General features: G+C 64.2%; 7 protein-coding genes. 4 read left to right on the top strand and 3 right to left on the bottom strand.

What is annotated here, in order from left to right; translation table 11 throughout:
* Positions 1-104: 104 nt before the first annotated feature.
* From EN879_RS17480 to EN879_RS17470, 3 genes are all read right to left on the bottom strand, one after another.
* Positions 105-1,484: a glucoamylase family protein gene (locus EN879_RS17480; RefSeq protein ID WP_063169869.1), complete on the bottom strand. Its 1,380-nt coding sequence runs from the start codon at positions 1,482-1,484 to the stop codon at positions 105-107.
* A gap of 113 nt (positions 1,485-1,597) precedes the next feature.
* Positions 1,598-2,350 (bottom strand): SDR family NAD(P)-dependent oxidoreductase, encoded by a 753-nt coding sequence (locus tag EN879_RS17475; RefSeq protein WP_013528140.1) that lies wholly within the window; start codon positions 2,348-2,350, stop codon positions 1,598-1,600.
* A gap of 136 nt (positions 2,351-2,486) precedes the next feature.
* The gene (locus tag EN879_RS17470) at positions 2,487-3,296 is read right to left on the bottom strand and encodes an IclR family transcriptional regulator (RefSeq protein WP_013528139.1); all 810 of its coding nucleotides are present in this window, start codon (positions 3,294-3,296) and stop codon (positions 2,487-2,489) included.
* Positions 3,297-3,482: 186 nt separating this feature from the next.
* On the opposite strand from EN879_RS17470, the gene EN879_RS17465 reads away from it, so the two are divergent.
* From EN879_RS17465 to EN879_RS17450, 4 genes are all read left to right on the top strand, one after another.
* Positions 3,483-4,496: an ABC transporter permease gene (locus EN879_RS17465; RefSeq protein ID WP_063169870.1), complete on the top strand. Its 1,014-nt coding sequence runs from the start codon at positions 3,483-3,485 to the stop codon at positions 4,494-4,496.
* Positions 4,493-5,338, top strand: coding sequence for an ABC transporter permease (locus EN879_RS17460; RefSeq protein ID WP_024501859.1), 846 nt, complete (start codon positions 4,493-4,495; stop codon positions 5,336-5,338). Before EN879_RS17465 ends, EN879_RS17460 begins: the two co-directional genes overlap by 4 nt.
* A gap of 3 nt (positions 5,339-5,341) precedes the next feature.
* Positions 5,342-6,418, top strand: coding sequence for an ABC transporter ATP-binding protein (locus tag EN879_RS17455; protein ID WP_082826631.1), 1,077 nt, complete (start codon positions 5,342-5,344; stop codon positions 6,416-6,418).
* On the top strand, positions 6,415-7,420 hold a 1,006-nt coding region (locus EN879_RS17450), incomplete at its 3' end, for a dipeptide ABC transporter ATP-binding protein (protein WP_127274152.1). The genes EN879_RS17455 and EN879_RS17450, both read left to right, overlap by 4 nt.

The raw sequence follows: 7,420 nt of genomic DNA, 5'->3' as shown, positions 1-7,420 counted from the left end.
TGTAGGGACCGTCCGGCTGCGGGTTCTTCCAGTGCGGCGGATGGGCGCTCGCGATCAGACTGATGTCGTTGCTGTCGACGGGGAAGGCGGTGGTCCTGGTCCGGTCACGCGACATTGCCGCCACCTGACGCCGGGCTTGCCGGCTGAGACAGCCAGCCGCCATTGAATCCGGCCTTGTGCAGGCCGCGACGGATATGCTGATTGGACCGCATCAGCTTCCAGATCAGCCCTGACCGATGGTTCTCGATCATCATCACCACGATACCCTGATCCAGCCCATAGTGGCCCTCCGACACCCAGCCGTGCCTCCCGAATTTACGCCGGTTCGCCAATGTCGGATTGAAGCCGCTCGGCAGCCGGAAATTGTCGATCACCTCGGGGTAGCGATCACCGAGATGGCGCAGCGCCGCCAGGCAGATCTCCGGCGCGAAAGGCAGTGATGCCGGATAGGACCAAGGGGCGATCGTCCCGTCATCGGGCCCGAACGGAGCGCCGCGCGCGGCATAGCCGGAAAACCGCCGGCGCTGTCGCTCCACGCTGGTGCGGAAGCCGCCCGGCCCGTCGCCCGCCGAAAGTCCCCAAAGGTTCTCTTCATAGCCGTCATAGCCGTAAGGGTTGTGGCGCGCATAGTCGCGATGCAGATAGGTCGAGCGGCGGCTGTTTTCGAAATAGTCCGAGTTCTTCTCGCGCATGAAGGCGTCGCGGATGCCGGCGAAATCGATCCAGGCATGCGAGAACTGGTGCATGAACAATGGGCCGCCATACAGCACGTCGTAGCCGTAGATGTTTTCCCACTGATAGGTCGCCGTCCAGCCCTCGTAGCTGTTATCCGAGGTTGGACTGTCAGGCGAGGCCATCGACAGCACGTAGAGGATCGTCGCTTCGTTGTAGCCCTCCCAGCCATAGTGCAGAAAGCCGCTCTTTGGCTTCCAGCCTTGCCGCAGGGTCGGGCTTGAACCTTGTGCCCACCGCCAGTCGACGCGCCGGTAGAGCGCCTCGGCCAGTTGGCGGATTTCGGCTTCCTCGTCATCGTCACCGGAGAAATAAGCGCTCGCCACCAGCATGCCTGATATCAGCAACGCCGTATCCACCATCGACAGTTCGCAGCGCCAGACGCGCAGGCCGGTCCGCATATCGAGGAAGTGGTAGTAAAAACCCTTATGGCCGGTGACGTCGTCGCTATTGCCTTGCCGGCTGGTCGAGAAGAAACGCAGCGCGGCCAGCGTCAGCTTCGCGGCGGCATCGCGCGTCATCCAGCCGCGCTCGACGCCGATCGGATAGCTGGACAGCGCGAAGCCGACGACAGCGATGCTGGCCGGCGAATTCGGCCGCGATGTGTCCGCGACCAGTCCGTTTTCGGGGTTCACGTTATCGAGGAAATAATCGAAGGCGGCGCGCTGATAGCGGTCCAGAAGCTCATCGTCGGACAGTGCGGCAGATTCGGCTCTAAGCAAAAGTAGCAAACTCCCGCCTGACGGCTGCATTCCGTGTCATGGTTCCCGCTACCTTGTCGCGACTTGTCGCTTCGAGGCGTCCAACTATACGCCCGCATGCTCCGTCCGTTGCACCGTCACGTGGAATTGAGATTCGTTCTGCCTCAGTAGGTGGCGCGGCCGCCGGAAACGTCGAACACGGCGGCCGTCGTGAACGAACACTCTTCCGAGGCGATCCAGCAGATCAGCGCCGCCACCTCGTCGACCTCGCCAAAGCGCGCCATCGGTATCTTGGACAGCATGAAGTCGATGTGCTCCTGGCTCATCTGCTTGAAGATCGCGGTGCGCACGGCCGCCGGCGTGACGCAATTGACCGTCACCCCGGTCTTGGCCAGTTCCTTGCCGAGCGACTTGGTCAGGCCGATCACCGCGGCCTTGGACGTGCTGTAGGCGGAGGCGTTGGGATTGCCTTCCTTGCCGGCGATCGAGGCGATGTTGACGATGCGGCCATAGTTGCGCTCGAGCATGTGCGGCACGAGCGCCTTGTTGCAGTAGAAGACGCCGTTGATGTTGATGTCGATGACCTTCTGCCAATCTTCCGCCGAATAGTTCCAGGTCGTCATGTTCGGCCCGGTGATCGCCGCGCTGGTGACCAGGATATCGACACCGCCAAGCGCTTCGAGCGTTGACCGGGCAGCGCGCTCCACGCCTGCGGCATCGGCAACGTCGATAGCGATGCCGTGAAGACTGGGGATGACGGCCTTGGCCTGTTCGATCTGGGCGGGATCGCGATCCCAGACCGAAACCCGTCCGCCTTCTTCGACAATCCTCTGCGCCACCGCCAGACCAATGCCCGATGCGCCACCGGTGATGACCGCCACCCGGTCGCTGAACCGTCCTGCAAAATTCATCGGCATCCGATCTCCCCCCGTCACCCGAACCCGATGGACTGACAACGCGAGCGCCATGCCATCGGCGGCGACTGTGCTGCCCCCACCAGGCAAGTTCAAGCCGGCATGCAGCCCGATCGTCTGGGCCAATCCCGTGCCGGGATTACACGGGAATTCCCTCGAGTTGGTCGCCCAGTGCTTTCACCATCGCCACCAGCGCCGGTCCGATCTCGGCATGCGCGCGGTCCTCGGTGATGATCTCGCCGATGCCGCCGCAGGTGATGGCAACCAGCGGCGAGCCGTCACGCGGGCGGAACGGCACGCCGACTGCATGGATGTAGCTGTGCCAGGCGCCGAACGACGTCACATAGCCCTGGCGTGCATATTGGGCGATCGCATCGTCGATCGCCGCCGCGATCATCGCTGCCTTGTCCGGCTCCGCCTCCTGCAAAGCCCGTACAAGGCTGACGCGCTCCTCGGGTGAAAGGGCCGCCGCATAGGCCAGCCCCATCGATGTCTTCCAGATCGGCAGATAGGAGCCCGGGTTGAGCCGCAGCGTGACAAGGCTCTCCGACCGGCAATTGGCGAGATACACCATGTTGAGGCTGTCGCGCGTGCCGAGCGCCACCGCCGCCCCCGTCAAATCGGCCAGCGGCTGCATCAGCGGCCGGGCGACGTGCACGACGGCGCTTGAACTGAGCGCCGAATAGCCGAGCGCCACGGTAGCCGACCCCAGGCTGTAGCGGCCGAGATCCTTGTCGTACAGGAGGTAGCCGAGCGCGCTCAGCGTATAGGTGATGCGCGACACCGTGGCTTTGGGCAGGCCGGTGCGGGCAATGATGTCCTGGTTGCCGAGCGAGGCGTCGCCCGGCCGAAAGGCGCGCAGGATGCCGAGCCCGCGCACCAGCGACGACGAAAGCTGTGCGCCTTCGCCTTCAAGCTCCGTCTCGTCCCTGGTGGCTCGCTTGCGCACGCTGAGGTCTTTCTGGCGTCGTCGTCCGCCTGTCGGGCCGGTGACGTCGGCACTGTCGATCAAAAATGAAATTAAATTCCATTTATATTGACAGCGGCTTTCGCGGGCTGTCAATATGTTTCCGTCGATGGCATGTCCCAGCGCCTTGTGCCATCTTACAAAGCCCCTCCTTGTGAAGGTAGCCACGTGTCTCGCTATATTTTGCGCCGGCTTATCGCAATGCCGTTTCTGGTGCTCGGCATCGTCACCATCGCCTTCCTGATCACCACGGTGACCAAGGGGGATCCGCTGACCGCGATTGTCGCCGAACAGCAGATGAGCAACCCCGAAGTGGTGGCCGCCGCCAAGACGCGTTGGGGTCTCGATCGTCCTTTGCCGGAACGCTATATGATATATCTTGGTAATCTGCTGAGCGGCGATCTTGGCACCTCTTTCATCACCAAGCGCAATGTCGGCACCGACATTCTCTACCGCTTGCCGGCAACGCTCGAACTGGTTTTCGCCGCGATGATCTTCGGCACCACGCTCGGCATCGTGCTTGGTGTGCTGGCCGCCTATTTCCGCAACAGCCTGATCGACCATGGCGCGCGGCTGTTCGCCTTGTTCGGCTCTTCGCTGCCGGTGTTCTGGTCGGGGCTCGGCCTGTTGTTCATCTTCTCCGTCATGCTGAACTGGTTGCCGGGGCCGGGCAGGGTCGATGCCCGCTTGGCATTGCCGCCCGGCATCACCGGCTTCCTGACCATCGATTCGCTTCTGGCTGGCGACTGGACCGTCCTCAAGGACGCGCTCTGGCACCTGCTTCTGCCGGCCTTCGTCCTCGGCTGGACGGTTTCGGGCACCATATCGCGGCTGGTGCGCGCCAACATGCTTGATGTGATGAGCCGCGAGTTCGTGCTCACCGCGCGCGCCAAGGGGGCGAGCGAATTCCGCGTCGTCATCGTCCATGCGCTGCGCAACACCATGGTGCCGACCCTGACCGTCATCGGCTATTCCTTCGCCTATCTGATCACCGGCGCGGTGCTGACCGAAACCATCTTCTCCTGGCCGGGCATGGGATCCTATGCCGTGGAGGCAGCGCGTGCGCTCGACTTCCCGGCGATCATCGGCGTCACCATCGTCGGTGGTCTCGCCTTCCTGGTCACCAACCTTATCACCGACATACTCTATGTCGTGGCCAATCCGCGCGTGAGGTTGAGCTGATGGCAGTCGTCGTCACCAAGTCCCGCTCCTCGACGGTTCCCGAATGGCTGACCGCGCCATTGGTCATCGGCACGGTCGTCATCCTGTTCTGGCTGTTCATGACCGTATTCGCCAACCTGGTCGTGCAGTTCGATCCGCTCGAAATGGTCGCACGCCGGCTTCAGGCGCCAAGCTGGGCGCATTGGCTGGGTACCGACGCACTCGGCCGCGATGTGCTGGCCCGCACTCTGCACGGGGCCGCGCATTCGCTGCCGATCGCGGTTCTGGTCGTCGTCTCTGCAGTGATCATAGGCTCGCTGCTCGGCGCCATTTCCGGCTTCGTCGGCGGATTGACCGGCGCGGCGATCATGCGGCTTGTTGACGTCACTCTGTCCTTTCCGCCGATGCTGCTGGCCATGGCCGTCGCGGCGTCGCTCGGACCAGGCCTCGGCAATGCCGCCATAGCCATGGTGCTCGTCTGGTGGCCCGTCTACGCCCGGCTGATGCGGGCGCAGGTATTGGAGGTGAAGGAGCGCGAGCATGTCGAGGCGGCAATCGCCGCCGGCGCCAGGCCGCGGCGCGTGCTGTTCACGCACATATTGCCGCTTTGCTGGACCCCGGTGCTGATCAGCGCAACCATGGATCTCGGCCAGGTCGTGCTGCTTGCCGCGTCGCTCAGCTTCATCGGCCTCGGCGCCACGCCGCCGACACCCGAATGGGGCTCGATGATCTCCGATGGCGCCGTTCATTTCTATCAATGGTGGATCGCCTTCGGTCCCGGCGTCGCCATCCTCACCATCGTGCTCGGCTTTAACTTCATAGGCGACGGCTTGCGCGACATTCTCGATCCAAGGTCGGACTAGGCGATGAGCGCACAGATTTCCTCAGCGCCACCGGGCGCAGTCGACAAGGTGGGCGAGCGCGAGCCGCTGCTGTCCATACGCGGTCTGCGGGTCGGATTCCGCAAGGCCGGCAGTCAGTTCGAAGCGGTTCGCGGGATCGACCTCGACGTCGCCAAGGGCGAAGTGGTCGGCATTGTCGGTGAGTCCGGCTCGGGCAAGTCCGTCGGCATGCTCGCCGCGCTCGGCCTCACGTCAAAGAACGCGGTGGTCACCGGCTCGGTCCGCTTCAACGGCGACGAACTGGTCGGCAAACCGGCGCGCGAGATGCGCAAGATCAGGGGCGCGCGCATCGCCATGATTTTTCAGGACCCGCTGTCCTCGCTCAATCCGGTGATGACCGTCGGCGCCCAGATTGCCGAGGCGGTCAGGCTGCATCAGCGCGTGACACGCAAACAGGCGATGACGCGCGCGGTCGAATTGCTCCATCTGGTGGCGATCCCGCAGCCGGAGCGCCGGGTCAACCAGTATCCGCATGAATTCTCCGGCGGCATGCGCCAACGCGCGGTGATCGCCATGGCCGTCGCCAACGATCCTGACCTGTTGATTGCCGACGAACCGACCACGGCGCTCGATGTCACGGTGCAGGCACAGATCCTGGCCGTGCTGCGCTCGCTGCAGGAACGGCTCGGCCTCGGCCTGGTGCTGATCACCCATGATCTCGGCGTCGTCGCCGGCCATGCCGACCGCGTCGCGGTCGTCTATTCCGGCCGTGTCGTCGAACAGGCAGGCGTATCCGAGCTGTTCGCCGATCCGCGCCATCCTTACACGCGTGGCCTGATCGCCTCGATCCCCAACCTCGAGGAAAGCCGCGAGCGGCTGTTCTCGATCGACGGTTCGCCGCCCGCACTTGGGCGCTTGCCGGGCGGCTGCGCCTTCCATCCGCGCTGCATTTATGCCGCGGCACGCTGCCGGACCGAGGACCCGCCTTTGCACGATGTCGGCGGCCGGTTCTCGGCCTGTCATTTCGCGACGACCTTGCCGCCCTTCCACAGTGCTGTGCTGGCGGCGGCGAGCCTGGACAGTGGAGACGTGGCCTCATGAGCGCAGCGGAGCAACTCCAGGCGGAAACCAAACCGGCGGCTGCGCTTTCTGTTCGCCATCTCGTCAAGGACTTTCCGGTTCGCGGCGGCCTCGTCTTCGACCGTGCCGTTGCCCATGTCCGTGCGGTCGCCGATGTCTCGTTCGACGTAGCACCGGGCGAAACGCTGGGTCTGGTCGGTGAATCCGGTTGCGGCAAGTCGACCCTCGGGCGCTGCCTGATGCGGCTGATCGAGCCGACCAGCGGCGAAAGCTGGTTCCGTGGCCAGAACCTGCTCGCGCTCAATCACGAAGACATGCGCCTGATGCGGCGCTACATCCAGCTCGTCTTCCAGGATCCCTACGGGTCGCTGCATCCGCGCATGCGCATTGCCGACAACATCGCCGAGCCGCTGCGCATGAGCGACATGTCGGCGACCGACCGCCGCGCGCGCGTCGCCGAATTGCTCGAACTGGTGCGGCTCAATCCCGAGCATGGCAAGCGCTATCCGCACGAACTGTCCGGCGGCCAGCGCCAGCGCGTCGTCATTGCCCGCGCGCTGGCACTCAATCCGCAAGTGGTGATCCTCGACGAGCCGGTTTCGGCCCTCGACGTTTCGGTGCAGGCCGGCGTGCTCAATTTGCTCAAGGACATCCAGCAATCCTTCGGCACCTCCTATCTGTTCATCGCGCATGATCTGTCCGTCGTGCGCCACATCTCGCATCAGGTGGCGGTGATGTATCTCGGCAAGATCGTCGAGATCGCGCCGGCGGCCGAACTCTATTCGAGGGCGCTGCATCCCTACACCCAGGCGCTGCTGTCGGCGGTGCCGCTCGCCAATCCCGAGAAGGAGCGCAAGCGCGAGCGCATCGTGCTGAGCGGCGATGTGCCGAGCCCGCTCAACCCGCCATCCGGCTGCCGCTTCCGCACGCGCTGCTTCAAGGCGCAGGCGATCTGCGCTGCCGTCGAACCGCCGCTCGATCCGGCCGGTGGTTCGCATCGGGTCGCCTGCCATTTCCCGGAGC

Origin of the sequence: Mesorhizobium sp. M7A.F.Ca.AU.002.02.1.1, assembly GCF_003998535.1 — a bacterium.
Lineage (GTDB): Bacteria > Pseudomonadota > Alphaproteobacteria > Rhizobiales > Rhizobiaceae > Mesorhizobium > Mesorhizobium ciceri.
The sequence above is the reverse complement of the archived record's forward strand: the minus strand, read 5'-3'. Positions and strand labels throughout refer to the sequence as shown.